Source organism: Paucibacter sp. KBW04 (assembly GCF_003852425.1).
Classification (GTDB): domain Bacteria; phylum Pseudomonadota; class Gammaproteobacteria; order Burkholderiales; family Burkholderiaceae_C; genus Paucibacter_A.
The window spans coordinates 1-22,642 of the sequence record NZ_QAJN01000013.1 but is presented as its reverse complement, the minus strand read 5'-3'; the positions used below and the strand labels follow the sequence as shown (position 1 = coordinate 22,642).

The window sequence follows — 22,642 nt, the reverse complement described above, 5'->3', positions numbered from 1 at the left end:
TCCTACTGATATGTCCGACATCCTCAAGCGCATCGTCGCCGTCAAACACCAAGAGCTGGCCCAGGCCCGCCAGGCTCGCTCCCTGGCCAGCCAGCGCGAAGAGGCCGAGGCGCGTCGCGACACCCGAGGCTTCGAGGCCGCGCTGCGCGCCAAGATTGCAGCCGGCAACAGCGCCGTGATCGCCGAGATCAAAAAAGCCAGCCCCAGCAAAGGCGTGCTGCGCGAGGACTTCCGCCCGGCGCAGATCGCGCAAAGCTATGCCAAACACGGCGCGGCTTGCTTGAGCGTGCTGACCGACGCGCAGTTCTTCCAAGGCTCGCAAGCCTTTCTGGAACAGGCCCGCGCGGCTTGTGCCTTGCCGATTTTGCGCAAGGACTTCATGGTCGATGAGTACCAGGTGTTTGAAGCCCGAGCCATGGGCGCGGACTGCATCTTGCTGATTGCCGCCTGCCTGGACGATGCGCAGATGGCCGATCTGGAAGCCTTGGCTTTGAGCCTGCAGATGGACGTGCTGGTCGAGGTGCACGATGGTGCCGAGCTGGACCGCGCCCTGCGATTGAAGACGCCGCTGCTGGGCATCAACAACCGCAATCTGCGCACCTTTGAGGTCACGCTGGACACGACCCTGGGCCTGCTGAAGCAGGTGCCGCAGGACAAATTGCTGGTGACCGAGAGCGGCATTCTGGCCAGCGCCGATGTGCAGAAGATGCGCGCCGCCAATGTCCACGCCTTCCTCGTCGGTGAAGCCTTTATGCGCGCGCCCGAGCCCGGCGAGGCCTTGGCCGCACTCTTCGCTGCCTGATGGACTGGGGCGCGCCGCTGGATGCGGGCTGGCAGCCGCTGCTGCAAGCCTGGGCGCAAAGCCCGGCAGGTCTTGCGCTAAACGATTACCTGGACGCACGCCGCCAGGCTGCTGCGCTGATCTACCCGCCCGATCCCCTGGCCGCCTTGCGGCTGACCCCGCTTTCAACTTGCCGCATCGTGATCCTGGGTCAAGACCCTTATCACGGCCCCGGCCAAGCCGAGGGCCTGGCCTTCTCGGTCGCGCCCGGCTGCAAATTCCCGCCCAGCTTGCGCAATATCTTCAAGGAGCTGCAGCGCGATCTGGGTCAGCAGTCGCCCATGGAAGGTTCGCTCAAGCCCTGGGCCGAGCGTGGCGTACTTTTGCTGAACACTGTGTTGACGGTGGAGGACGGCGCGCCCGCCAGCCATGCGGGCAAGGGTTGGGAGGCTTTCACCGATGCCTTGATCCAAGCCGTGGCCGAAGACGCCGCGCCCAAGGTCTTCATGCTCTGGGGCGCTCACGCGCAAGCCAAAGCGCCTTTGATCGAGGCCGCAGGGCAGGGCGCGCACCTGATCCTGCAAGCGAACCATCCCTCGCCCCTGTCGGCGCTGCGGCCGCCTCAGCCCTTTATCGGCTGCGGGCATTTCTCGCAGGCGGCTCACTGGTTGGCGCAGCGGGGGGAGTTGCTGAGTTGGGAACTGTCGTGAAGCGTGAACAGATGGCGTGCAAGAACTCAGGGTTCGCGCCAGGGTCCTGCGTCAGATTCACAAGGCTCGGGGGGGGGCTGTCGGCCGAGCTATAGTGCCGCCGATCCGTGCTGCAAATGTCGATTTGCTAGTGCAGGATAGATAGAGATTCAGTCCCTGAAAAAGAGATCCAAGCCGGACAAGAACTTGTCGCCGATTCAGGCCGCTGGTTATTGGCGGCAGGGTGTTGCTGCTCGATAAAAAGCTAGCAGCCTTTGGTTGCCTCATGACTCCGCATATTGATGTTTTGTCCAGAATGAAGCAGGCTGTGATCGTTAGTATTTAGACCGCACAACAAAGGAAGATCATGCGCATAGTTCTAGCTCTTGCAATCGCTGCCATGCCTTTCTCGGTAATCGCGGCCGAGCCCTCGACGCAAGAAATTGCAAAGATGCAGCAGAAGCTTATGGCCGAAACCAAGGTCAATGCTCGGATGGGAATTTCAGTTCCGATCTCGAAGTTCAAATCGGACGGAGATCCAAACACGCTTGAAATCGTGTTTCTTGAGAAGTCTGAGCCGGGTGCCAATACTGTGGCGGATGACGGTGAGGTGATATTCCTCTTCGAGGCTTCGGATGAGCTCCAGAGCAAGCTTATCGGCAAGGCCTTTGAAATCCGTGCGAAGCGGCGGCTCGGTGCGGTCTAACCAGACGACAAGGACTTCCCACCGTTTCAAGCTCCAATATCAAGACTTGACCCTTCGGGGTCTTTTCCATTTCTAGATCTGTGTTCTGAACAGCGGCAACGCAACGGGGAACAGACTGAACATCTAGAAATGGGCTTGCCGCGGATCATGCCGCTGTCCCAGATACGAACCGCTCAGCAAGACCCCATTCGTTCGTCGTTGTTGGAATGGCTTGCCGGACGTGCAACGGACGGGCTGTCGGGTTCACTTGTACGGTTTTGGGTCAAGGCTCAAATCTATAGGCAAGACCTGACCCTTTCCCTTGGCCCAGCGGGGATTTCGCCCCCGCAGGCGACTCCCTTTCTTTGCTTCGCCAAAGAAAGGAAGCAAAGAAAGGCGACCCGACGCCTGGCCCCTGCGGGGTCCGTTGCGGTGCTCAGCTTGCTTGGGCCGCGCCCAACTCACTGCGCTACGCTCCGTTCAAACAAGGGGCGCGAAGTCAGTCCACGAAGTCGCTTCGCGACGCCCAAGCAAGCTTGCGCTCCTCACCCAGTCTCAACGGGATTTGAATACCGTCACGCCTCGCTGCGCATCGGCTTGAGGGGCTGCATGCGCCAAGCGCATGCAGCGTTAGCTGCGGCACGATCGAGGTGACGCACAGCGAGCCGATCGCTCCTGTGCGCTGTCCGGACATTGTTGCTCGCCAACACCCCTAAGATTCTGAGCCCATGAGACTGAGCCGAAGTCGTCAACTGCTGAGCACTTGGATCGCTTGTTTTGCGATCCTGTGGGCCGCGCTTGCGCCTTCGATTTCTCATGCCTTGCAGAGCGGCCTGAACCAGGGGCCGGGCTCGGGTTGGACGGAGGTGTGTACCGTCACCGGTGCCAAGCTGGTGCTTCTGGAGCCTGACAACGCGGCTTCATCCTCGAAGTCGCCCTCCGAAATTCAGACCCTCAAGCATTGCCCGTATTGCTCCTTGCACAGCCAAGAGCTGGGCCTGCCTCCCGCCCCGCCTGATCAGGCCAATCTCCTCCTGCCGCATCTGAGCCAGGCCGTACCGGCCTTGTTCCTGCATGCGCCGCGCAGGCTTCACGCCTGGGTCAGCGCCCAGCCGCGCGCGCCCCCGCGGCGCTGAATCGACTGCCTCTGTTCGATTCCTGAAGCACCGCCAGTGACGGCGGCTTCAACCTATTTATTCCATGCCCGGCTTTGGCCGCCCACCTGCTTGACTTGGCTCAGCAGGCTTGGCGCGCCGCGCCGCTGCATCGTCTCTGCATTTCTCAGATCATGAAGTTCCAAATTTCTCCCCTGGCTCAGGCGCTGAGCCTGGCCCTGTTCGCCTGCACCTTCCAAGTTCAAGCCCAAGAAACGACGCCCAAAAAACTGCAGCCTGTGCTCGTGACCGGAAGCGCCATCACGGCCAGCGGCCTGAACGAGAGCGCGGGCAGCAGCTCCCGCCTGGGTTTGAGCCTGCGCGAGACGCCGGCCAGCGTCAGCGTCGTCAGCCGCGAAGAGATTGAGCTGCGCGGCGCCAGCAATACCCAAGAGATTCTCAAAAGCGTGCCCGGCGTCATCTTTGCCGACCCGCCGGGCTCGGCTGGCACGGTGTTCTACCGTGGATTTGGTTCGGGCTCGCTGTCTCAGCTCTACAACGGCATCAGCGTGCAGTACGACGCGATTGCCGCCCGGCCGGTGGACAGCTGGATCGTCGAGCGGGTGGAGGCCATCGGTGGCCCCTCCAGCTTTTTGAACGGTTCGGGCGCCGTCGGCGGCACGCTCAATGTGATCACCAAGATCGCCGATCGCAGCGGTGACCAGGCCAAGGCGCGCATCGGCCTGGGGGACAGCGGCCGGGGTCAGGCGGCCCTGAGCCTGCAGCGTGGTCTGGGCGAGCAGGTCTTGCGCCTGGAACTCAATCGCAGCGAAGGTGCGCTGTGGACGCAAGGGCGTGATCGCCAGGCCTGGCAGGTGGCGGCTTCCTGGTTGCTGCCCCTGGCTCAAAACCTGAGCCACACCTTGGCGGTGGAGCGTCAGCATGAAAAAGTCAGCCAGCCCTATTGGGGCACGCCCCAGCTCCAGCCTTTGAATGGCGCAGCCTTGGCTGGGCAGCTGACGTTTGATCCCTCGACCTTGGGCGTCAATTACAACGTGGAAGATGGGCGCTACCAGCAGGACGTGACCTGGTTGCGCTCCTTGCTGGACTGGCGCTTGAGCGAGCGCAGCCAGCTGCGCCACACCTTCTATCACTACGACGCTTTGCGTGATTACGAGAACGTTGAAACCTATACCTTCAAGAACAGCAACAGCCAGGTGGCCCGCTCTAACGCCTTGTTGCAGCGCCACGACCAGCAGGTCTGGGGCAGCCGCACGGAGCTGAGTCATAGCGGCAAGCTGGGTGGCCTGACTTCGGATTCGGCCCTGGGTCTGGACTGGAGCTATAACCGCCAGACCCGCTTCCCCAACTCGGTCTCAGCGATTCAAAAGCCTTTTGATCTGGTCGACCCCTATGCGCCGGCGCCGGCCTTGTTCTACCCGGCCTCGGGCATTCAGCCTGGCTATCTGCCGGGGGCCAGCAACCAGCTGCACAGCCTGGCCCTGTTCGCCGAGAACCGCACGGTGCTGGGCGGCGGCTTTGCGCTGGTGAGCGCGCTGCGCTTTGACCACATCAGCCTGCTGGCGCGCAATCTGCGCACGCCCACCGCCACCAACCCGGCGCAATTCGCCACCACCTTCAAGCCCTTGACCGGCCGCCTGGGCCTGGTCAAGGACTTGAGCGCCGACTGGCAGGTCTATGCCCAGGCCAGCACCGCCGCCGATCCACCGGCCGGCTTGCTGGCCACGGCCGGCTTCAGCGCCCTGCGCGATTTTGAGCTGACCCGGGGCCGCCAGTTCGAGCTGGGCAGCAAGCTGAGCTTTGACGGCGGCAAGGGCTTTGCCACGGCCGCGGTGTATGAGATCCGCCGCCGCAATATCGCCATCACCGACCCTAATGACAAGACCAAGGTAATCCCGGTCGGCGAGCAAAGCAGCTTGGGCCTGGAGATGACGGCCCGTTGGCAGGCCAGCAGCGCGCTAGGCCTGAGCGGGCATCTGAGCCACACACGGGCGCGCTACGAGGACTTTGTGGAGCAGGTGAACGGCCAGCCTGTCTCGCGCGCCGGCCAGCGCCCGGCCAATGTGCCGGACTGGGTGGCGGGTGCCGCGCTGGACTGGCAGGCCACGAGCAGCATCGGCCTGAGCCTGGATTGGCGGTACGTGGGCCAGCGCTATGCCAACACGGCCAATGATGTGTGGGACGGCGGCTACCAGCTGCTGGGCCTGGGCGCCCGCCTGCAGCTGGACCCACGCCTGAGCCTGCGCCTGCGGGTGGACAACCTCACGAACACTCGTTACGTCGCCAATCTGAGCAGCAGCCTGCCCTATCTGGGCGCGCCGCGCAGCGCCACGGCCGCGCTGGACTGGAGCTTCTGATGCATCAGTGGCGGCGCTGGCTTTATCTCTTGCATCGCTGGGCCGGTATCGGCCTGTGCCTGGTGATGGCGCTGTGGTTTGTTTCCGGCCTGGTGATGCTTTATGTGGGCTACCCCAAGCTGACCCCGGCCGAGCAATTGCGTGGGCTGGCGCCGCTGCAAACGCAGGGCTGCTGCATCCCTTTGGAGCAGGCTCTGCAGGCCTCCGGCCTGCGCGAGCCCAAGCTTTGGCGGCTGGCCAGCGTGGCCGGCCAGCCGCGCTACTTCTTCGGCGACGGCCGTAAGACCCTGGTGGCGGTGGATGCGCTGACGGGTCAGCGCATCATGGCCGTGAGCGAGGAGGAGGCGGTGGCCGCCGCGCGCCACTTCGCCGGCGGCGTGGCGGGGCAGAGCCTGGGGCCGGTGCAGGAGGACGCCTGGACGCACTCCCGCGCGCTTGATGCCTATCGGCCTTTGCACCGGGTCGCCATGCAAGATGAGGCGCGCAGCTGGCTGTACGTCAGCGCCGTCAGCGGCGAGGTGGTGCGTGATGCCAGCTTGACCGAGCGGACCTGGGGCTGGGCGGGGGCTTGGTTGCACTGGCTCTACATCTTCCGCGGCGGGGCGCTGGGGCCTTGGTGGACGGACATCGTCATTGGCCTGTCGCTGGCGGGCTCGGTGCTGGGTCTGAGCGGGCTGGTGGTGGGCATCTGGCGCTGGCGTTTCAAGGGGCGCTACAAGAGCGGCTCGCGCTCGCCCTATCGCGCGCCGCTGGCGCGTTGGCATCATCTGCTGGGCTTGGGTGGTGGTTTGTTGGCGCTGACCTGGGTTCTGAGCGGCCTGCTCTCGCTCAACCCCTGGCGGGTGTTTGATGCCAGCGGCCCCAAGCTGGATAGGCAGGCTTACGCGGGCGGACCTGTGCAAGCGCAACAAGGGCCGCAGCCCAGCGCCGTGCTGGCGACATTGGCCGAGCGGGGCATCGCAGCCCGTACGCTGGAATGGCGGCGGGTGGGCGGCCAGCAGTTTGTGTGGGCGCAAAGCCAGGGCGGCGGCTTGTTGCTGGACGCGCAGGCGCGGCCGGTGCAGGCGCTGGATGAGGCTGCCTTGCTGGCGGCCGCCGCGCCTATGCTGCCGCAGGCTCGCGTCGAACAGCGCCAGTGGCTGCATGCCTATGACGCCTATTACTACGCCCGTGAACCTCACACCATGACGGGCCAGCGCGAGCGCCCGCTACCCGCGCTGCGCCTGGTGTTCGATGACGCCCAAGCGCATTGGGTGGAAGTGGATCCGGCCAGCGGAGCCCTGCTGCAAACCAGCAACCGCCTCCAAAGGGTGGAGCGCTGGTTGTTCGCCTTTTTGCACAGTTTCGACCTGCCTCAATTCCTCGCCCTGCGTCCGCTGTGGGACGCTTGGATGCTGGGCTTTGGCGGGGCTGGTTTGGCCCTGTGCCTGAGCGGAGCCTGGATGGGCTGGCGGCGGCTGCGGCCTCGGCGTGGGTGAAAATACGGCACCTAACAGATCTCCACACCATGAATAGCAGCAAACGCAAGGTCGCCATCCGTACACCCGAAGAGATCGTCAAAGCCCGCGAGGCCGGTCATTTGGCGGCGCGTGTGCTGGAGATGATCAAGCCCCATGTCCAGCCCGGGGTCAGCACTGGCGAGTTGGACGACATCTGCCGCGAGTTCATCATCAAGGACCTGGGCGTGACGCCGGCCAATATCGGCTACCACGGCTATACCAAGACCTTGTGCACCTCGGTCAATCAGGTGGTTTGCCACGGCATCCCCTCGGCAGACAAGGTGCTGAAGAAGGGCGATATCGTCAATCTGGATGTGGCCATCATCAAGGACGGCTGGTTTGGCGACACCAGCCGCATGTACTTTGTCGGCGAGCCCAGCATCCAGGCGCGGCGCCTGGTGAACAACTGCTACGAGGCCATGGTGGCGGGCATCCGCGAGGTCAAGCCCGGCGCCACCTTGGGCGATGTGGGCCATGCGATTCAAAGCGTGGCGCACCGCGATGGCTTCAGCGTGGTGCGCGAGTACGGCGGCCACGGCATCGGCACGATTTATCACGATGAGCCCCATGTCTTCCACTTCGGCAAGCGGGGCGATGGCCTGCGCCTGGAGGCGGGCATGATCTTCACCATCGAGCCGATGATCAATGCCGGCAAGCGCGACATCAAGGACATGGCCGATGGCTGGACGGTGGTGACGCGCGACCGATCCCTCTCGGCTCAGTGGGAGCATATGGTGCTGGTCACGCCCACGGGCTTCGAGGTGCTAACGCCCTGGCCCGATGGCTATGGCGACTACCCCGCGATTGCCTGAGTTTTCTCGCTGAGCTTGTCCAGCTCCTGGCGCAGGGCCAGGTGTTGCCACAGATGGCTCAGGGCACCGGCCAGATCGCCCTGGCGTTCCAGCATGCGTGCCAACTGCAGATGGGCCAAGCCCTCCTGCGGGCGCGAGTGAATGCGGCGGGCCAGCTCCAGGCTGTGCTGGCTGCTGAGAATGGCGCCGGCCACATCGCCGCGCGCCAGGGCGATCTCGGTCCAAGTCTGGCTGGCCACGCTTTCCAGCCAGCTATGGCCCAGCCGGCCGGCGATGTTCAGGGCAATGCGGCAGTCCGTCGTGGCCCAATCCAGGCGGCCGCGCACCAGGGCGGCGCGGGCCAGATGCCAATGCGCCTCGGCCTCGTATTCACGGTGTTTGCCGCTGCGCGCCGCGGCCAGGCCGTGGCTGAAATAGCGCTCGGCATCATCATTCTGCTGCGTCTCAAAATAGCCCACGCCGATATTCAGGGCCAGCTTGGCGGCCAGATAGCTGTCTTGCAGCGGGCCTAGCAAATCGGCGGCCTCGCGGTGCACCTCGCGCCCCTGCTCCCAGGCACCCATGGCGTAGTGGATCTGGCCCTTGCCGATGCGGGCCGCCACGCTCAGCCACACGTCTCCGGTCTGTTGGCTCAGGGCGATGGCCCGGCTCCAGCGCTCGGCGGCCTCGGCGTACTCGCCTTGCTGGTAGGCCAGGCGGCCCAGGGCCTCGTGGATGCGCGCCGCTTGCAGGGCCAGGCCGGCGGCCTCGATGAGGGCGGCCCGCAAAGGGGCCTGCAACTCCAGCGCCCGCCCGCGATGCTCCAGCAGATAGAAGCAGGCATAAAGCGCGTCCAGCGCGGCGGCAACATCGCCGGCCGCCCGGCGCTGGTCCTCCAGGGTTTGCAGGCGCTGCAGGGCGATCTGCGGATGGCGCTCGGCCAGATGGGCGATGCGCCGCAGCAGCGCGGCGCCGGCGTCGTTTGCGGCGAGGAAGTTCACGGGATGGGGGCTCCAGGGTCGGGGGAGGGGCTCAAGAATAGCCGCCCCGACCCGGCTTGGGTCTTGTGGCTAGTGCGTGGCTTTGAAACGGTCTTAAAGAGGACTGAATCTAAGCCGCCTAGGGTTGGCCTGGGATTGCCTTCTTGGTTCTAAATTGGTATTGGCAGCAAGGCGGTCACCGTGTCACACATTCCAGCTGCAATGAATGTGCAACAAGGGTAGAACACGGATTGACGGCGGCTTTAATTTGGTACTAGACTGGTATTAATATGAATACGACCACTCTTTGTCCACTCGGTGCGGAATCCGCCAAGGCCTCGGTGCGCTTTTTCTTGGGCGTTGACGGCGGTGGCACCGGGACGCGGGTGCGATTGAGTGATTTGAATGGCCGCATCCTCGGTCAGGGTGAGGCTGGGCCCTCGGCCCTGGGTCAGGGCGCCGAACAGGCTTGGGCCAATATTTTGCTCGCGGCGCGCCAGGCGCAGCTGCAAGCGGGTGGCGATTTGTTGGACTGGTCTCACTACGCCATCGGCCTGGGGCTGTCGGGCGCCAGTGTGCCGGCCCAAGTCGAGGCCTTCCTGACCTTGCAGCCCGGCTTCGCCTTGCTGGCGCTGGATGGCGACGGTTTCACCACCGTCCTGGGCGCCCATGGCGGCCAGCCCGGCGCCGTGGTGGCGGCCGGCACCGGCACGGTGGGCGAGGTTTTGCGCCGCGATGGCTCGCGCGCCTGCATCAGCGGCTGGGGCTGGATCTGTGGTGACGAAGGCAGCGGTGCTTGGTTGGGCCTGAAGGCCATACGCCATGCCCACCAGGCGCAGGACGGTCGGGTGCCGGTGGGCCCGCTGGCCCGCGCGGTGTTTGCCGTCGTGGGCTCCGATGAGCGTGAGCCCATCCTGGCCTGGTGCGCCCAAGCCGGTCAGCATGCGTATGCCAGCCTGGCTCGCCTGGTGTTTGACCATGCCGAAGGGCCGAACGTCGACCCGGTGGCGGTCGGCTTTGTGCAAGAGGCCGTGGTCGAGTTGGAGCGTCTGGCGCTGGCGCTGGACCCGGCGGCCGACTTGCCCCTGGCCTTGTGCGGCAGCATCGCCCTGCGCTTGGCACCGAATTTCTCAGGCACCATTGCCGGCCGTTGCGTTTCGCCCCAGGGTGATTCCGCCGATGGTGCCTTGCATCTGGTTCGCCAGGTCCTCCAAAAATTGGGAAATTGACCGCCATGCCATTTCAATTCAAGCCGGATCCTCAAGCCGCCTCGCCGCTGTATATGCAGCTGGCACAAAAGCTGGCCCAGGCCATTCGTGAAGGCCTGTTCCTGGCCGATGAAGCCTTGCCTTCGGAGCGGGTCTTGTCGGAGCAGCTGGAAATCTCGCGTGTGACCGCACGCAAGGCCATCGACCGCTTGGTTGAACAAGGCATGATCGTGCGCAAGCGCGGTTCGGGCAATTACATCGCGCCCAAGCTGGAGCAGCCGCTGTCGCGCCTGACCAGTTTCTCGGAAGAGCTGCAGCAGCGGGGTTTTCGCCCCAGCTCGCGCTGGCTGACCCGCAGCTTCACGCCCGCCGCGCCCGATGAGCAACTGAGCCTGGGCCTCTCCACCGGCGGCCGCGTGGCGCGCCTGGAGCGTCTGCGCCTGGCCGATACGGTGGTGATGGCTTACGAGGTCAGCGTGCTGCCCGAGGCGGTGCTGCCCGATCCTGCCGCCGTCGAGGCCTCGCTTTACGAACATCTGCAGACCCTGGGTGGCGCGCCGGTACGCGCGCTGCAACACATCCGCGCCATCAATGCCGACGCCAAATTGGCCGGCCTGCTGGAAGTGCCGGTGGGCCAAGCGGTGCTATTCATCACGCGGGTGGGTTATCTGGAATCGGGTCATGCCGTGGAGCTGACCCATTCCTATTGCCGCAGCGATTACTACGACTTCGTGGCCGAGATGCGGCGCGAAGACTGAAATACAAAGAGGAGCAGTGCAGGGATGGGGGATTTCCAACACATTGATGGCTATGTGCTGACGCCGCAAGGCTTTGTACGCGGACGCCTCACCCAAAGCGCGGGGCGCATCACGGCCATCAGCGGCGAGCCGGTGTCGGAAGCCCAGGTCAGGCATGACAAGCTGGCCCTGCCCATCGTGCTGCCGGGCTTTATCGACGTGCATGTGCACGGCGGTGGCGGCCACGACACCATGGAAGGCGGCGAGGCCGCCCGCGAGATCTCCAAGCTGCATGTGCGCCACGGCACGACTTCGCTGCTGGCCACCACGATGACGGCGCCTATGGAGGAAATCCGCAGCGCCCTGGCCGCCTTGGGGCCGATCTGCCGCGAACGCGACCCGCAGGGCGCCCGCGTGCTGGGCGTGCACCTGGAAGGCCCCTATATCAACCCCGGCAAGCTGGGCGCGCAGCCTGACTTCGCCAAGCCCGCGGCCATGCAGGAGGTCAGCGAGCTCAATGCCCTGGCCCCCATCAAGCTGATCACGCTGGCGCCCGAGTTGCCCGGCAATCTGGAACTGATCACCGAGCTGCGCGCAGCCGGCTATCAGGTGCAGATCGGCCACACCCTGGGCACTTACGAGGACGGCGTGGCCGCCCTGGAGCATGGCGCCCAAGGCTTCACGCATCTGTTCAACGCCATGACCGGCTTGCACCATCGCGAACCCGGCATGGTGGGCGCGGCCCTGGCCCATGCACGTTATGCCGAGATCATTCCCGATCTCTTGCATGTGCATCCCGGCGCCATCCGCGTGGCTTTGCGCTCGATTCCTTGCATGTTCTGCGTGACGGACTCGACGGCCGCGGCCGGCCAGCCGGACGGCGACTACAAGCTCGGACGTCATACCGTCACCAAGTGCATGGGGGGCGTACGTCTCCCTGACGGCACCCTGGCAGGTAGCACCTTGACGATGGACCAGGCCTTGCGCAATCTGGTCGGTATCGGGCTTGAGATCGAAGACGCCTCGCGGCGCGTCTCCAGCCATGCGGCGGAATACATGGGTTTGAGTGATCGAGGTCAGTTGACGGTCGGTGCTTGGGCTGATTTGGTGGTGTTGGACCGTGAGCTGCAGCTGCAGCGAGTGGTTGTTGAAGGAGAAGAAATTGACCTCGCTTGATTCCTCGTTGGCGAACTTGAAGACGCGCATGCTGGCCGAAGCCTTGAGCGCCCCCGAAGTGGTGGCGCGCCAGCTGGCTGCCGATCAATCGGCCTATGCCGATCTGGGCGCAGCCCTGCGCGAGAAGCCGCCCACCTCGCTGCTGACCGTGGCCCGTGGCAGCTCCGACCACGCCGCTCACTACATGGCTTATCTGATGATGGCCCGCATGGGTCGTCTGGTCACCTCCCTGCCCATGTCCTTGGTGACCCTGTACCAAAGCAAGATCGCTTGCGAAGGCCTGGTGTCGTTGGCCTTCTCGCAGTCCGGCCAAAGCCCCGATCTGGTGGCGCCGACGAAATTCTTTCGCGCTGGTGGCGCCCGCACCGTGGCTTTCGTGAACGCCGATGGCTCGCCCCTGGCCGATGCCGCGCAGTATGTGTTCCCCCTGCATGCCGGCCCCGAGACCAGCGTGGCCGCGACCAAGAGCTATATCGCCCAGCTGGTGGCCGGTGCCCGTGTGGTGGCCGCCTGGGGTGAGGACGAAGACCTGCAAGCCGCCTTGCAGCAATTGCCTGAGGCCCTGACCCAAGCCGCTGCCCAGCGCTGGGACGTAGCCGTGGACGTGCTGGCCCCCGCCAACCGCCTGTTCGTGATCGGCCGTGGCACGGGCCTGGCGATTGCTCAGGAAGCCGCCTTGAAGTTCAAGGAAACTTGCGGTATCCAGGCCGAGGCGTTCTCGGGCGCCGAGGTCAAGCATGGCCCCATGGCCTTGATCGAAGAAGGCTACCCCATGCTGGTGTTCGCGCCGCGCGGCCCGGCCCAAGCCGGCCTGCTGGCCCTGGCCGAAGAAATGCGTGGCCGTGGTGCTCGTGTGTTGCTGGCTGCGCCTGCTGGCACGCCGGGTGCCGAACTGCCCCTGGCCTGCACCGGCAATGAAGATCTGGACGCCATCGCCGTGGTGCAGAGCTTCTACCCCATGGTCGAAGCCTTGGCCCGCGCGCGCGGCCGCAATCCTGATCAACCGCCGCATCTGGCCAAAGTCACCAAGACCCATTGATTTAGCCCGTTAGCCTGAGTATTTTTTCATGAGCGATTTTCATTCCGGCTTTCACCCGGGCCAGCTGGTCATGGTCGACATCCAGGGCAAGAGCCTGGATCTGGCCACGGCCGAGTTCCTGCGCGTCAACAAGGTGCGCGCGGTCTGCCTGTTCCGCAAAAACCTGGGCACTGAAGCCGAGGTGAAGCAGCTCACCAGCGATCTGCGCAATGTGATGGGCCCGCAGGCCCTGATCGGCCTCGATCAAGAGGGCGGCTCGGTGGTGCGTGCCACCTTCTTGCCGCAAGCCCCTTCGGCCATGGCCTTGGGTGCGGCGGGTGATGCGGCTTTGTCCGAGCAGGTCGGTGCAGCGGTGGCGCGGGGTCTGCGTTCCATCGGCATCAACTGGAACTTTGCGCCGGTGCTGGACATCAATAACAACCCTGCCAACCCGGTGATCGCCGAGCGCAGCTTCTCCGAAGACGCCGATGAGGTCACGCGTTTGGCCGGTGCCTGGATGCGCGGCTCCCTGGCCGAAGGCGTGGCTTGCTGCGTCAAGCATTTCCCCGGTCACGGCGACACCCATGTGGACTCGCACCTGGCCCTGCCGACGGTGGACAAGTCCCGCGCCGAGCTGGACGCGCTGGAGTTGCGCCCCTTCAAGGCCTTGCGCGATGAAGCGCCGGCCGTGATGACGGCTCATATCGTCTACCCGCAAATCGACCCCGAGCATCCGGCCACCCTGTCGACCAAGATCCTGGGCGACATCCTGCGCCGCGAGTGGGGCTACGAGGGCGTGGTCATCACCGACGCGCTGATGATGAAAGCCATTTACGAGCGCTATGGCTACGCCCGTGCTGCCGTGATGGCCATTCAAGCCGGTGCCGACATGATCCTGGCCCAGGGCAGCCTGGAGGAGCAGGCTGCCTCCATCCAGGCCCTGCGTGAAGCCTTTGACAAGGGCGAGCTGACCCTGGCCCAAGGTCAGAAGGCCCGGGCTCGCCTGGACGCTTTGGCCGACGCCTACCCGGTGCGCCACGACGATTACGAATTCGAGCAACGCCAGCTGGACGACCAGCTGATGCGCGCCGCCTGGGCCGCTGGCCTGGCCGCCCTGCACGGCGCCAAGGCGCCGGCTTTGAATCAGCCCCTGCGCGTCTACACGCAAGCCAGCGTGGACAGCGACGGTGTCTCCGAAGCCGGCCCCTCGGGTCAGCTGGTGCGCAGCCTGTTCACCGGTTTTGCCGACGTGGAGTTTGTGGCCCTGGACAGCATCGATGCGCTCAACTGGGCCGAGGTGCCGGCCGACGGTCGCATCAACGTGCTGGCCTCCAACCACCGCGCCCGTTACAACGCAGCGGCGGCTGGCTGGCAACCCGATTTGCATCTGGTGCTGTGGAACCCCTTCCAGGCCCTGGACGTGAAGGCACCGACCGTCGTCACCTGGGGTTATGCCGAGGGTGCGCTGGCAGGTCTGCAGGCCTGGCTGGAGGGCCGGGCTCAAGCATCGGCCCGCTCGCCGGTCGCCTTGGCTTGATGGTTTGCCCCCGATAAAAAGTAGATTCAGGAGACCCGCATGAGCAGCAGCCCCCCGACCACGCCCGCCCTGCGTTCACCCATCAGCTGGGTGCCTAGCCTGTACTTTGTGCAAGGCATGCAGTTCTTTGTCGTCATGCTGCTGGCCGGCCTGATGTTCAAGAATATGGGCGTTCCTAACGACCAGATCGCCCGCTGGACCGGCTTGCTGGGCCTGGCCTGGGCCGTCAAGCCGCTGTGGAGCCCGTTCCTGGAATTGGCCAGCAGCAAGAAGCGTGTGGTCGTGGGCATGCAGTTCACCGGCGCTGTGGGCTTGGGCCTGATGGCTCTGGCGGTGCAGCTGCCCATGTATTTTGCGGCCAGCATCGCGGTGCTGTTCCTGATCGCCTACGCCGCCGCCACCCATGACATCGCTTGCGATGGCCTCTACCTCGCCTCGCTGGACAGCAAGCAACAGGCGGCCTACGCGGGCTGGCAAGGCGCGTTCTTCAACGCCTCCAAGTTCCTGACCCTGGGCGGCTTGCTTGTTTTGGCTGGCCATCTGGAGAAGGGCATGGGCGTGTTCAATGCCTGGAGCGTCATTTTCGCCATGCTGGCCCTGCTGCTGGCGGGCTTGGCGGCCTACAACGCCCGTGCCTTGCCCGATGTGCTGAACGCCAAGGCCGGCAAGGTCAGCGCTGCCAGCGTGCTCGCCACGCTCAAGGAGGTGATCGCTGACTTGCTTACCAAGCCTGGCATCTGGCTGATGATTTTGTTCATCGTGTTGTTCCGCTTTGCCGAGGGCCAGGTGCAGACGATTGGGCCCTTGTTCCTGATCGAGCCGCGCAGCAATGGCGGCCTGGGTTTGACCACGGAGCAGGTCGGGGGCATTTACGGCACTTTCGGCACGGCAGCCTTTTTGATTGGCAGCATCGCGGGCGGCTACTTCACCTCTTGGCTGAGCTTGAAGCGTGCCATGCCGATTTTGCTGGCCGCCATGCTGGTGCCAAACCTGACCTTCTACTACCTCAGCGCGACCTTGCCGCCGGATCTGTTTCACATCGGCGCGGCGGTGACGGTTGAGATGTTTGGTTATGGCTTCGGCTTTGTGGGCATGATTTTGTTCATCATGCAGGTCTTGGCGCCGGGCAAATTCTCCACCGCGCACTATGCCCTCGGTACGGGTGTGATGCAGTTGGGCTTCATCTTCTCCAAGACCATCAGCGGCGATGTGCAGATGGCCATGGGCTATGAGAAGTTCTTTCTCTGGACGATTTTGTGCGGCCTGCCGGTGTTTGTGCTGCTCTTCTTCGTCAAGATGCCCAAGCCCGAGGCGGCCGCGGCGGAGGCCACTCAGGCGGATGCTGCATCGAATGAGTCGCCCGCTGCGCCATCTGCCCCGACTGCTGCCTCGCGTTGAATATGCCGATCTCTTTGCGCGCTGCCTTGCGCTGGGCCAGCGGTTTGACGCTGGCAGTCGCCACCTTGGCTTCGGCCGGACCGCGAACCGCGGCCTCGGCCGGCTTGCTGTTTGACGACTTCTCCTATGCAGACTTGGCCGAGTTGACGGCCGGCGGCTGGACGCCTCGCAGCAAGGCCGGCCACCCCGGCGTGCCCGGCGCGCTGTGGTCGGCCGAGCAGTTCAGCTTGGTGGCCGATCCGCTGCAGCCCGGCAATCGCCTGTTGCGCATGACGGCGCAGACCGACGGCACGGGGCCCGGTACCCGCCAGGCACAACTCTGCCATGCGCGCAAGTATTTGGAAGGCACTTACGCCGCCCGGGTGCGCTTCAACGACAAGCCGCTGCGCGGCCTGGACGGTGACCCGGTCATCCAGACCTTTTACGTGGTCAGCCCGCTCAAGCACGACTTCGACCCCAACTTCTCAGAGTTGGACTTCGAGTACCTGCCCAATGGCGGATGGGGCAGCGACAAGACGCGGCTGTACGGCATTACCTGGCAGACGGTGCAGCTGGACCCATGGCAGGCCTACAACCAGAGCCATGAGGAAATGGTCTCGCTGGACGGCTGGCATGTGTTGATGATGCAGATCGCCGATGGCAAGACCCGGCTCTATCTGGATGGCCGCTTGTTGGCCCAGCATGGCGGACGCAACTATCCGGTCGTGCCCATGTCCATCAACTTCAACCTCTGGTTCTCGCCCGGCGGCTTGCTTGAGAAGAGCGAGGAGGCGCGGGTCTATCAGGAGGATGTGGACTGGGTTTTCCATGCCCGCAAGCAAGTCCTGAGCCCCAAGCAGGTGATGGCCGAGGTCAAGCGCCTGCGCGCTGGCGGCGTCAAGCACATCGACACGGTGCCGCCGGCCAATCCGGCCTTGCCCAGCCTCTGCGATTTTTAAGTCTGCTATTTTTTTTGTTTGTTAGAGGGGTGGGGCCATGAGCTCGACAAAGCGCTATGCATCGGTGGATGCGCTGCGGGGCTTGACGGTGGCGGGCATGCTGCTCGTCAACAATCCCGGTGACTGGGGCCATGTGATGGATCCGCTGGAGCATGCCGCCTGGCATGGCTGCACGCCCACCGATCTGATCTTCCCCTTCTTCCTCTTCATCGTCGGCGTCTCCCTGGCCCTGGCCATGGGGGGGCGCATTGCGGCCGGTGCACCTGCAGGGCCTCTGGCCGCGACGGTGCTCAAGCGCGCTGCTCGCATCCTGGTGCTGGGCCTGGTCTTGCATCTGCTGGCCTGGTGGATCATGAGCAAACCTGAGTTGCGCATCCCCGGCGTTCTGCAGCGCATCGGCATCTGTTTCGCCTTGACCGGCCTGGCGGCCATTTATCTGCGCGAGCGCGCTCAGTGGGCCTTGATTGCGGCCTTGCTGCTGGGCTACGCCGGCCTCTTGCTTTGGGGCGGCAGCCTGGACAAGGTGGGCAATATCGCCTCGCAAACCGATGCCTGGCTGCTGGGCCGTTTTGGCTACGAATGGAATGCCCAGACCGGTCTGGGCCATGACCCTGAAGGCGTGGTCAGCACCTTGGGGGCTTTGGCGACGACGTTGTTGGGTCTGCGCGCGGGTGAATGGCTGCGCCGTGCGTCGCTGCGCCCCTTGTTGGCCTTTGGCGCGGCGGCGGCCCTGGCCGGCTTGCTGCTGGATCAGCTGGGCTTGCCGCTCAACAAGCAGTTGTGGACCGGCTCCTTTGTGTTTTGGACCGGTGGCCTGGCTTGCTTGGCCCTGGCCCTGGCGCATTGGCTGATCGACCGTCGCGGCCTGCCGCCTCTGGGTCGTGCCTTTGGCGTCAATGCCATCGCAGCCTATGCCGGTGCTTGGATGACGACCGTGCTGCTTGAAGGTCTGGGCCTGATGGGGCCGCTTTACGCCCACGGCTTTGGCTGGCTCAAACCTTTGGTCGGGCCTTACGGCCAGTCCCTGGCCTTCGCCCTGGCCTTTGTCGCCGTCTGGGCCTTGATCGTCAAGGTCTTGGACAAACGGGGTGTTTACATCAAGGTTTGACCAGGGTGGGCTGCGAGGGGAGGGCCGGGAGGCCCGCCTCAGCAGGCACGCTCACACCACCGTGCCGAAATCGTAAAAGGTATTGACGGTCAAGCGACCGCTGCGTGGATTGCTGCTCAGGCTCAAGGCCGGATTGATGCAGGCGCTGTGCAGCAAGCTGCCGGGGTAGACCACCAGGCGATTGAAGCGGGCGGGCATCATGCCCAAAAAGCTGAAGTGCGCATCACCATCGTCGAAATAGCGCGGCGGGGGGTGATGCCGGTTGAGTTCGGCGTAGTACTCGTCGAGATACTGCTCCCGCGTTTCAGCCGTGATTTGCTGCAGGCCGGTGGCTTTGTGGCGATAGAAGCCCGTGCCGCCATGTTCAGGGCCGCAAAGATAGAGCAAGACCGCCATGTGATAGGGCGTGCTGGCGTCGAAATGTGGGGTGCGCTGTAGCGGGCCTAACTCTGAGGCTGCTGTGGTCGTGAGCGAGAAGGCGCACATGCTTTTGCGCAGGGGCAGATCCTCTGGCACACCGAAGTTCAGCTTGATCAGGGGTTCCAGCAGTTCGGTGAGATTGGCCGAGTAGTCCGCTGGCGCCTCGGCGCGAATGCCGGGATAGCCCTTTTTCTCGGCCACGCCGGGGTAGGGCGAGTAGCTGCTGCGGCAGGCCGCTTCGAGCAGGGCTTCGGGCTGCTCAAGAAAGTCATCAATGAAGACGACCTGGTGCTCGCCAATAGCGACCGATTGGATATTGGGAGGCATGCGCAGGGCAAAGGGTTCGGGCATGGCGGCTGTGTGTTTGGCTTTGGATTGGGGCGGCGACTGAATTGTCAGGCAACAAGAAAAAATGCCCGGCCAAGGCCGGGCATTTGCGCTTATGCAATCAAAGAGTGCATCAGAACTTGGCGCTCAGACCCAGCTTGAAGGTCGTTTCGCCCTTGAAGGACCAGGCCGGGAAACCAGCGCGCAGCGGGTCTTTGACGGCCGCGTTGCTGGCATCGGCTGCGCCGTACTGCACATCGTCTTGCTTGAGCAGGTTGACGGCGTCGAAGGACAGGCGCAGGGTCTTGTTGATGTTCCAGCCCAGGCTTGCGTCCAGCGTGCCGAATGCGTCATGCATGCGGTTGCCGTACCAGAAAGCGCCTTCGCGGATCATGTACTTCGAGCGCCAGTTGTAGGCCAGACGGGCAGAGTAGGCCTCTTGCTCGTAGTAACCGACCAAGTTCAGGTTGTGCTTCGACGCTTGGGTGAAGATGCCCAGATTGTCGATATAGCTGGCAGCGGGTGCTGTGCCGTCGGTGAAGGTGTAGCTCGCGGCGGTGCCGAAGCCGTTGTTGAAGCCGTGATTGACTTGCAACTCGATACCGCGGATGCGACCGCCACCGGCGTTCACAAAGTTCTGCAAGGTCCAGTTGTCTTGGCCGGTCAGGGGATCGACCAGGCCAACCTTTTGGTTCTCCTTGATTTCAGCGGTGATGAAGTTGGAGATGTCCTTGGTGAAGAAGGTGGCAGCCAGCATATTGCCCTTGCCGTAGTAGTACTCAACACCGATATCGGCGTTGCTGGACTTCATGGGCTTGAGCGAGACACTGCCGGTGGTCCAGGTTTCGTTGCCCTTGCGGTCATCGTTGTAGCCCGACACCGTCACGCCAAACATATTGGCGAAGTTGGGTCGGGTGATGGTCTGCGAGGCAGCGACGCGCAGGATCACATTGCGTTGCAAGTCGAAGGCAATGTTGACGCTGGGCAGGATCTCGTTGTAGCTGTCCTTCTTGGAGGCGGTGTTCTTGCTCCAGTTGGCGTTGCCCGAGTAGTCGCCAGCGGCCAGAGGCGTGCCGTCGAACACATAGCCGGTGCTGCGCACGTCGGTGGAGACGTAACGCAGGCCGAAGTTACCGCGGATGTCCTTGGTGTCGAACTCAAACATGCCGTAGGCCGACTTGTTCTTCTCGTTCAGTTCGCTGTAGGCCGAGCGGTCTTCGATCCAGCCGCCGATGTTTGCCTTGGTGTTGGCAATCATGGCGTCGATGTTCGGACGCGGGATGGACCAGCTGGCCACATCCACAGAACCGTTGAACAGGGTCGAGGTGTCAACAGGGGTGATGGTCTTGTTCCACACCGGGCGGATGGCGCGCTTTTCAAAGGTGTGGTCGGCGTAGCGCAGGCCAGTCTTGAAGGCGACGATGGCACCCCAGTTCAGGTCAAAAGTGCCGTCCAGTTGCAGGAACTTCTCCTGGTCCTTGTTCGGGCCTTGCGAGGTCGCCCAGGTCTCGGGCGAGCTTTGCTTGGGCAAGTCCGCGACGCCGAAGGATTGGTTGGAAGTCGGGTTCACCGAAATCTGCTTGCCGGTGGCGTCAATGGTGCCTTGCCACTTGGCGGGCTTGTCCCACCAGCCGTAGGCATAGTTGGTGGTCAGGGTGGTGCCACCGTCGGCCTTGGTGCTGCCGGCGACGAAGTCAAACTTGGCGCTGTCCAGCTTGTAGTGGGCGTCAAAGGTGACGCTGTCCGACGTCATTTCAGCCGCGCGAGCCCAGTTCTGGTAGAACTGGTTCATCAAGGGATTGCTTGCCGTGGTGGTGCTGTGCAAGCACATGCCACTGGGGTTGAAGCTCGACGTCACGTCGGTATTGCGCTTGTCGCAGTTGGCGTCGTGGAAGATGTAGTCGCTGCTGTTGGAGTTGTTGGCATCCAGCTTCAGGCGCAGAACATTCAAGCCCAACTCCAGGCCTTGGACGGGCTTGGCTTGCAGGGTGACGTTCAGGGCGGTGCGCTTACGGTCTTGCACAAAGGCGGTCGGTGCAACGTCCGAAGACCAACGGCTGTCGGCCTCGATACCACGACGGATGTAAGTGCCTTCCGAGTAACCCGCAGCGACCAGGGCGCCGAAGGTGCTGGAAGCGTTCTTCCAGCTGTACAGACCCGAGACTTCCTTGTCAGCGTCGCTGATGGTGCCCTTGCCGTACTTGGCGCTGACGAATGCCGAGTTGGCCTTCATGTCCAGAGGCTTGCGAGTCTTCACGATCACCGTGCCGCCAATGCCGCCTTCGGTCAGATCCGCTTGCGAGGACTTGTAGACCTCCATGCCGCCGACCATTTCGGAGGGCAGCAGGGAGTAGTTGAACGAGCGGTCGATGTCCTGCTGGTCGTACCAACCGGTGGAGGCAACCGTCTGACCGTTCAGCGTGGTGTAGGTCATTTGCGGGTCGGTACCGCGAATTGACACCGAAGCGCCTTGGCCGAATGCGCGGCCAACGGAAATGCCGGGGATGCGACCCAGCGATTGGCCCACATCGGTATCGGGCAGCTTGCCAATGTCTTCAGCAGACACGGCGTCCACCACCGCGGTGGCGTTTTTCTTGATATTGGCAGCCGACTGCAGCGAAGCGCGAATACCCGTCACCACCACGGCTTCGAGTTGAGTTGCTTCGGACTTGGCAGCCGGTGCTTGTTCAGCCTGCTGTGCCTGAGCGGCAAATGCGACGCTCAGCAGCGTCATGGTGACCGCGGCAGCGATCGGACTTTGTTTGATCTTCATAAATGCTCCTCGATGTGGCCTTGACTCTTGCAACCGGCCAGTTTCTAACGGAACCAGGTTCATACCAATCTGACGGATGGTGTGTTCCTGATGCCCCCAATTGTCATACGAATGCAACCAATGCCATGCCACTATACGGTCCAGTAGTGCCACTTTGCTACCAATTTCGAGGGCGTGTTTTCCCTGCTGTCGTAGCGCCGCCACCCCCTTGAAATCCGCTCACTGGCCTGCTACAGCGGCGCAAGACCACTAATAGAAGCAATCCAAACTTGGTAGGGAATTGGTATTAGCGCCTTGTTGGCCAAGTGGCTGGCTGCTGGTCTGTGGTGCTTGGGTATGCCAGGGTTTGTTCTGAGGCGTGCGGATTGCGCCTCAATTTCATGGCGATGGATGGGTGAGTGGGGCGGCTGCTCGCGGGCGGCGAAATTTTTTTAGAGGATCTTTGGAGGGGTGTCAAAGGCTTGGAGGCCCCGCGGCTAGGCGCTTTGAGCCTGAATTTGGGAAGGAGGCAGAGGCGGCTCCATGATCTTTTTTCAAAAATCCTTGGCGGAGTCTGAAAAGCTCTGCTATAGTTGCGGGCTTGCCTCGGAGGGGTGGCCGAGTGGTTAAAGGCAGCAGACTGTAAATCTGCCCGCTAACGCGTACGCTGGTTCGAATCCAGCCTCCTCCACCAAGGCAAACCAATCGCTTGACTCGAGTCGCTGGGTGTTCCAGCGACTCGATCATCAAGGGTTGATGAAAGGTAAGACTCCCGGGCGGGAGTAGTTCAATGGTAGAACCTTAGCCTTCCAAGCTAATGACACGGGTTCGATTCCCGTTTCCCGCTCCAGCGTCAGAGTTGGTGTCGTTAGCAAGTGCCGGAAGAAGTCGTCGATACCGGTTTGTTGGTTTGCTTGAGTCTGCAGACCCGTGTCGATGCCCATGTGGCTCAGTGGTAGAGCACTCCCTTGGTAAGGGAGAGGTCACGCGTTCGATCCGCGTCATGGGCACCACAATTTCCCAGTCTTTCGCTTTCTTTTTTTTCTTCTGGTCTGATCAGAGTCCCTCGCAGGAGCGCAGAAATGGCAAAGAGCAAGTTTGAACGTACCAAGCCGCACGTCAACGT

At 63.3% G+C, this 22,642-nt stretch carries 18 protein-coding genes and 3 tRNA genes; 18 read left to right on the top strand and 3 right to left on the bottom strand.

Annotated features, from left to right (window positions below; genetic code table 11):
• Positions 1-10: 10 nt before the first annotated feature.
• The 7 genes from trpC to map all read left to right on the top strand — a co-directional run bounded on the left by trpC (position 11) and on the right by map (position 7,938).
• Positions 11-802 carry an indole-3-glycerol phosphate synthase TrpC gene (gene trpC / locus DBR47_RS16505; RefSeq protein ID WP_124452029.1) on the top strand — a complete coding sequence of 264 codons (792 nt, stop codon included), beginning with the start codon at positions 11-13 and terminating at the stop codon, positions 800-802.
• Positions 802-1,491, top strand: coding sequence for a uracil-DNA glycosylase (locus tag DBR47_RS16500; protein WP_124452027.1), 690 nt, complete (start codon positions 802-804; stop codon positions 1,489-1,491). Before trpC ends, DBR47_RS16500 begins: the two co-directional genes overlap by 1 nt.
• Before the next feature lie 346 nt (positions 1,492-1,837).
• The gene (locus DBR47_RS16495) at positions 1,838-2,176 is read left to right on the top strand and encodes a hypothetical protein (RefSeq protein WP_124452025.1); all 339 of its coding nucleotides are present in this window, start codon (positions 1,838-1,840) and stop codon (positions 2,174-2,176) included.
• A 707-nt stretch (positions 2,177-2,883) separates the two neighbouring features.
• Positions 2,884-3,291 carry a DUF2946 domain-containing protein gene (locus DBR47_RS16490; RefSeq protein ID WP_124452023.1) on the top strand — a complete coding sequence of 136 codons (408 nt, stop codon included), beginning with the start codon at positions 2,884-2,886 and terminating at the stop codon, positions 3,289-3,291.
• Positions 3,292-3,443: 152 nt separating this feature from the next.
• Positions 3,444-5,627: a TonB-dependent siderophore receptor gene (locus DBR47_RS16485; protein ID WP_124452022.1), complete on the top strand. Its 2,184-nt coding sequence runs from the start codon at positions 3,444-3,446 to the stop codon at positions 5,625-5,627.
• Positions 5,627-7,105, top strand: coding sequence for a PepSY domain-containing protein (locus DBR47_RS16480; protein ID WP_124452021.1), 1,479 nt, complete (start codon positions 5,627-5,629; stop codon positions 7,103-7,105). Before DBR47_RS16485 ends, DBR47_RS16480 begins: the two co-directional genes overlap by 1 nt.
• 29 nt (positions 7,106-7,134) lie before the next feature.
• Positions 7,135-7,938 (top strand): type I methionyl aminopeptidase, encoded by an 804-nt coding sequence (gene map / locus DBR47_RS16475; RefSeq protein ID WP_124452019.1) that lies wholly within the window; start codon positions 7,135-7,137, stop codon positions 7,936-7,938.
• Here map and DBR47_RS16470 read toward each other — a convergent pair.
• Positions 7,920-8,918 carry a hypothetical protein gene (locus DBR47_RS16470; protein WP_124452017.1) on the bottom strand — a complete coding sequence of 333 codons (999 nt, stop codon included), beginning with the start codon at positions 8,916-8,918 and terminating at the stop codon, positions 7,920-7,922. The genes map and DBR47_RS16470 overlap by 19 nt on opposite strands.
• A 269-nt stretch (positions 8,919-9,187) precedes the next feature.
• Here DBR47_RS16470 and DBR47_RS16465 point away from each other — a divergent pair, with 269 nt between their 5' ends.
• The 8 genes from DBR47_RS16465 to DBR47_RS16430 are packed head-to-tail and all read left to right on the top strand — an operon-like array spanning position 9,188 to position 18,017.
• Positions 9,188-10,126, top strand: a complete 939-nt coding sequence (locus tag DBR47_RS16465; RefSeq protein ID WP_124452015.1) for a BadF/BadG/BcrA/BcrD ATPase family protein — start codon at positions 9,188-9,190, stop codon at positions 10,124-10,126.
• 5 nt (positions 10,127-10,131) lie between these two features.
• Complete coding sequence (locus DBR47_RS16460; protein WP_197047110.1) at positions 10,132-10,863, top strand: GntR family transcriptional regulator; 732 nt, start codon at positions 10,132-10,134, stop codon at positions 10,861-10,863.
• 24 nt (positions 10,864-10,887) lie between these two features.
• Complete coding sequence (nagA, locus tag DBR47_RS16455; protein WP_124452011.1) at positions 10,888-12,018, top strand: N-acetylglucosamine-6-phosphate deacetylase; 1,131 nt, start codon at positions 10,888-10,890, stop codon at positions 12,016-12,018.
• 28 nt (positions 12,019-12,046) lie between these two features.
• The gene (locus DBR47_RS16450) at positions 12,047-13,057 is read left to right on the top strand and encodes an SIS domain-containing protein (RefSeq protein ID WP_124452190.1); all 1,011 of its coding nucleotides are present in this window, start codon (positions 12,047-12,049) and stop codon (positions 13,055-13,057) included.
• Positions 13,058-13,085: 28 nt separating this feature from the next.
• Positions 13,086-14,573, top strand: a complete 1,488-nt coding sequence (nagZ, locus tag DBR47_RS16445; protein ID WP_124452009.1) for a beta-N-acetylhexosaminidase — start codon at positions 13,086-13,088, stop codon at positions 14,571-14,573.
• Positions 14,574-14,612: 39 nt separating this feature from the next.
• Positions 14,613-15,971, top strand: a complete 1,359-nt coding sequence (locus DBR47_RS16440) for an MFS transporter (protein WP_231512346.1) — start codon at positions 14,613-14,615, stop codon at positions 15,969-15,971.
• A 2-nt stretch (positions 15,972-15,973) separates the two neighbouring features.
• Positions 15,974-16,909 (top strand): glycoside hydrolase family 16 protein, encoded by a 936-nt coding sequence (locus tag DBR47_RS16435; RefSeq protein WP_124452007.1) that lies wholly within the window; start codon positions 15,974-15,976, stop codon positions 16,907-16,909.
• A gap of 37 nt (positions 16,910-16,946) precedes the next feature.
• The gene (locus tag DBR47_RS16430; RefSeq protein ID WP_124452005.1) at positions 16,947-18,017 is read left to right on the top strand and encodes an acyltransferase family protein; all 1,071 of its coding nucleotides are present in this window, start codon (positions 16,947-16,949) and stop codon (positions 18,015-18,017) included.
• Positions 18,018-18,068: 51 nt separating this feature from the next.
• On the opposite strand, the gene DBR47_RS16425 is transcribed toward DBR47_RS16430, so the two are convergent.
• Entirely contained in the window at positions 18,069-18,788 is a 720-nt protein-coding gene (locus tag DBR47_RS16425) for a DUF6445 family protein (RefSeq protein ID WP_197047109.1), read from the bottom strand.
• Positions 18,789-18,897: 109 nt separating this feature from the next.
• Positions 18,898-21,537 carry a TonB-dependent receptor gene (locus DBR47_RS16420; protein ID WP_124452003.1) on the bottom strand — a complete coding sequence of 880 codons (2,640 nt, stop codon included), beginning with the start codon at positions 21,535-21,537 and terminating at the stop codon, positions 18,898-18,900.
• Between the two features lie 587 nt (positions 21,538-22,124).
• On the opposite strand from DBR47_RS16420, the gene DBR47_RS16415 reads away from it, so the two are divergent.
• The 3 genes from DBR47_RS16415 to DBR47_RS16405 all read left to right on the top strand — a co-directional run bounded on the left by DBR47_RS16415 (position 22,125) and on the right by DBR47_RS16405 (position 22,529).
• A tRNA-Tyr gene (locus tag DBR47_RS16415) sits at positions 22,125-22,210 on the top strand.
• Positions 22,211-22,292: 82 nt separating this feature from the next.
• A tRNA-Gly gene (locus DBR47_RS16410) sits at positions 22,293-22,366 on the top strand.
• Between the two features lie 88 nt (positions 22,367-22,454).
• Positions 22,455-22,529: transfer RNA gene (locus DBR47_RS16405), tRNA-Thr, on the top strand.
• Positions 22,530-22,642 lie beyond the last annotated feature (113 nt).